This is a genomic window from Mesorhizobium sp. P5_C1, assembly GCF_054049815.1.
On record NZ_JBFULQ010000487.1, the window covers coordinates 1 to 4,131 of the forward strand.

At 60.4% G+C, this 4,131-nt stretch carries 4 protein-coding genes; 1 reads left to right on the forward strand and 3 read right to left on the reverse strand.

All coding sequences use genetic code 11. From position 1 onward, the window contains the following. Positions 1-867, forward strand: an 867-nt coding sequence (gene galE / locus ACXJ7R_RS26365) for a UDP-glucose 4-epimerase GalE (RefSeq protein WP_457154386.1), incomplete at its 5' end; no start/stop codon positions are given. On the opposite strand, the gene ACXJ7R_RS26370 is transcribed toward galE, so the two are convergent. The 3 genes from ACXJ7R_RS26370 to ACXJ7R_RS26380 all read right to left on the reverse strand — a co-directional run bounded on the left by ACXJ7R_RS26370 (position 821) and on the right by ACXJ7R_RS26380 (position 4,039). Further along, positions 821-1,243 (reverse strand): hypothetical protein, encoded by a 423-nt coding sequence (locus tag ACXJ7R_RS26370; protein ID WP_457154387.1) that lies wholly within the window; start codon positions 1,241-1,243, stop codon positions 821-823. The genes galE and ACXJ7R_RS26370 overlap by 47 nt on opposite strands. 391 nt (positions 1,244-1,634) lie before the next feature. Beyond that, positions 1,635-2,186, reverse strand: coding sequence for a DUF995 domain-containing protein (locus ACXJ7R_RS26375; RefSeq protein WP_457154388.1), 552 nt, complete (start codon positions 2,184-2,186; stop codon positions 1,635-1,637). A gap of 74 nt (positions 2,187-2,260) precedes the next feature. Further along, on the reverse strand, positions 2,261-4,039 hold the full coding sequence (locus tag ACXJ7R_RS26380; RefSeq protein ID WP_457154389.1) for a glycosyltransferase family 2 protein: 1,779 nt from the start codon (positions 4,037-4,039) through the stop codon (positions 2,261-2,263). Between the last annotated feature and the right edge of the window lie 92 nt (positions 4,040-4,131).

Below are 4,131 nucleotides of genomic sequence, written 5' to 3' on the forward strand. Positions count from 1 at the left end.
GTCATCCACTTTGCGGCGCTGGCCTATGTCGGCGAGTCCGTTCAGGAGCCGGCTGAATACTATTCGACCAATGTGACCGGCACCATCGCGGTGCTCGATGCGGCGCGAGCGAACGCCATCGACAACATCATCTTCTCCAGCAGCTGCGCAACCTACGGCGTGCCGGACGCGTTGCCTGTTCGCGAGACGTCCTCGCAAAATCCGATCAGCCCTTACGGGCGCACCAAGCTGATGGGCGAACAGATCATCGGCGACTATGAGTCCGCATACGGAATGAAATTTGCCATCCTGCGCTATTTCAACGCTTGCGGCGCCGACCCCGACGGCGAGCTTGGTGAGTGGCATTCGCCCGAGACGCACCTGATTCCCAGAGTGCTCATGGCCGCATCAGGCATCATCGACGAGATCGAGGTTTTCGGCACGGACTACGACACGTCGGACGGCACGTGCGTACGGGACTATATCCACGTAAGCGATCTGGCCCGCGCCCATCTGAAAGCTCTCATGCATCTCGAGGGCGGCGGACAAAGCCTGGCGGTCAACCTCGGCACTGGCCGGGGCGTGTCCATCAAGGAGATTGTCCAGGCGGTCAGCCGAATGACGGCAAGACCGGTTCCGGCCGTCTTCAGGACCCGGCGCCCGGGAGACCCGGCGGAGCTCTACGCCGATCCGGGAAGCGCACGCGAACGTCTCGGCTTCGTGCCGGAGCTTTCCGACATCGACACGATCGTCAGGACGGCTGCCCCCTTCTTTGGCCTGAAGGCGAAACCGACGAGACTGCCGCCTACCAAGACGGCAGCGCCTGTCGCCGCTCGGTGGCTCAGGAATAGCGGGGGCGGCAGCTCGCGCGCTGGCCAAATCCGCTAGGGCTGCAGATATACGGCGAGTTCCCCAGGAACGTGCCGCCATTGCCCGGATTGTAAGAGGCCTTCACCGGCGCCGGCGTACGCACCTTGATCCGCGGCGGCGATGCAAAAGCGTAGGCTCTTTCAATGGTCCGCACCGCGCTCGTCATATAGACAAGAGGCTCGCTTCTGGACGAATGAGCGATGAACGTGGCGCGGACTGGCTGGACCGCGGGTTTGCTGCCAAGCGAGTGGACCAAAGGCTTGACGAGGACCGAATTGGTCTTGGTTGCATCGACGCTCTGGCAACCCGAAACCATCGCGATCGCCACCGCAGCCACAATCATGAATGCGCTGTTCTTGCCCGAGCGAAACGCGCCCATTGCGGAATTTTTCATAAGATGTCCCCTGCCAAAGGCGCGTTGCGACATACTTTGCTTTCGTCGCTTTCACGCCGCGTAAGCGACTGCTCGCTACCACATACGCAGGAACATTAGACTTCACTTATTAAAATTCATGAAAACCGAATGGTGAGCTTACCGTCTGGTCGTTCCGCCAGATTTTATTAAAATGCGATCAATCTGCAATCGGCCCGCCGACGGCACTGGCCGGACTGCTTGACGCTTCACGATAAGCGATTCGGCAACGCCTTGACAGGCACCGACAGGAGCATCCTGGCTCGACACAGAGACGGATCTGGATTGTTTCTCGACCGGTCAGGATGGGTGCCGGCGCGGGGTTGCGAAAATCACTGGGTGTGTCATGGCTCGTGCGAGGTGGCAGTTCCGCTCAACCGCCGCTTTTGACCGGCGCTGGCTTCTGATCAGGGCTGATCATCTGACGCATCTTGTCGAAAGTCGCAGCGGTCGTGTCGCCGGATTTGAACTTGTGGTACTCCTGCCCGGGCTGCGCCGGCGACGCCTGGAAAACGTACCAGGAACCGCTCGGATCCTTCATCTGGTATATCGTGCCGCCCAATCGGTGATGGCTGAAGCAGGTTCGCCCCTGCGAGCTACCGGCAAGTGTCGTCCATTTTGCATCCATGCATAATTTGCCATTCTCGGTGATCAACCACCTKCCCTGGCCGATCGACGCGTTCGCGCCGCCGGTCCAGGCGCGAAGTTGGCGCCCATCCTTGGCAAAATAGGCTGCACCGTTTTCCCAGACCCATGTGCGGCCAGCATAAAGGGGAAACAGTTCCGCCGGAGTGAGCGGCGCTGCCGCGGCGACCGCCGACAAATCGACCTCTTCGGCTGTCGCGGCGTTTGGGCCGCTGACCAACAGCGGCTGCGCAACAATCATCGTCAACAGAAAGCAGCGGATCGACAGGACACCAACCACAGAAGTGATCCTCCAAATGACAGCCGGCTGAGGGTGAGACAGGGCGCCAGCGTACCATCTGTCGCTTCTGTCTGTCACCGCTTCTCGTTCCAGCCAGGATCGAAGTAGAAGTTGCGGTCGCCGGTCTCGCCCCGGCCAGCGCCGGAAACCACATAGGCGATCCTGACGATGCGAACGCTACCGGCGCCCTGCTGCAGCCCATAGATGCCTTCCAGCCCGCGGTCGTAAAATCCCGCCGCCGGAACCGAGAGCGCAACACAGGCGAGCGATGCCTGCCAGGCGAGTTTCACGCCATTGGCTCGCAGCGAAATCCTGTTCTCGACGAGGTGCCTGGTGACGATCACAACCACAAGCAGCCCGTAGATCAGGGCATTGAATGCGGCGAACCAGTAGAAGCCGGTGGAATTGGAAGGATGATCCACCAGAAGAACCGGCAAGGACGCACCAATCGCAAGCACCACATACGGAACGATGACGCGCGCCGGCAGAAGGTCCTTGGGGCCGCTGCCCTTGGGAGTAACGCGGAAATCGACGAAGGATTTGGTCAGATAGTCGCGGATCGACGACAGCGTTCCGGCGAGCACCCATGGCCAACGCGCGAAGAACAGGAACAGCGTCCCTTCCCAGCTGAGCGTCTTGGCGGTGATCGGGCGCGAAAGCCCGAACGCCTTCAACATCATCACGAGGGCGATGAGGGCAATCGAGTTCGGCGCATAGTAGAACAGGAAGTCGACATACATCACGTTGGCGAAGTTCTGGCCCGAACAGAGCGCGTAGATAGGCATGACGTACATCAGAAGCGCAAATGTGGCGAACAGCGGATACCAGAGCTGGCAAAAAAGGAACTGGAATTTCAGGCGCGGCGGCAGTTTGGAAAGGTAGCTGGGCGAGTATTCGAGCAAGATCGTCATCAGGCTCCGCGACCACTGGAATTCCTGYGTGACAAGATCGGCAAAGGTCTGCGGGCCATCGCCATGCGCGATGGCGTCGATGGCATGCACGCCGCGCCATCCGGCCGCATTGATCAGCATCGACGTCGAATGGTCCTCGGCCAGTTCCGGGCCGAGACCACCCGCTTGCCTCAGCGCGACAGTTCGCACGGCATAGTGCGAGCCGATGCAGAGCGGAGCTCCGCCGCCCGTGTGGCCGGACTGCAAGGGGCCGTGGAACATCCCTTCCGGAAACAGCCTGCCGCGCGCCGACCAGCTCTCTGCGGCATTGTTGTCGCAAATGCTCGGCGCCGAGACATAGCCAACCGCGGGATCGGCGAAGGGAAACAGGATTTCCCTCAGATAGGTTGGCGTCGGCACGTGGTCGGCATCCAACTGAGCGACGAAATCATAGCGCTCATAGCCATAATGATCGTAGAAAAATGCCAGGTTCCCCTCTTTGCAGCGTGTCCGGCGCGGCCACACCTTGCGATGATAATCTTCCCGACCATGTCGGGTCGAAATCATGACATTGTGGGCCTCGCACCAGGCAATCGTGTCCTCGGATGGGTCCTCGTCTGCCAGCCAGGTATCGTGTGGATAATCCTGCACCAGCATCGCTTCGAGCGTGCGCGCGACCACTGCAAAAGGCTCGGACGGCGCCTTGGTGACCACCATCGCGACCCGCGAATGCTCAGGGATTGCGTGAAGTTTCGACGGCTTTTTCGACGCATGCACATTCAGGAGGAAGTACAATGGCATGAGCGTGAGCCATACCAGAATGAGCGTCGAGAATGCGTATGGCCCGACATGCTCGACATGCTCGGGCTTCAGCCACCAGAACCAGAAGAATCCGAGCGTGACGAACCAGAAGGCCAGGGCCAGTCTCAAGATCCATTGCTGGGTGGCCGACAGCACGGGCACCAGAAAAGGGCCCTTCCGCGCAGTGGCGAGAGCCGTCTCAGGTCGCCGTGCCCGCCTGTTCGCATGGTCGACAATGCCTGCCTGAACGGAAG

Excerpts from the sequence above, each read along its gene's own strand:
- ACXJ7R_RS26370 (WP_457154387.1), bottom strand. The coding sequence starts at position 1,243 with ATGAAAAATTCCGCAATGGGCGCGTTTCGCTCGGGCAAGAACAGCGCA.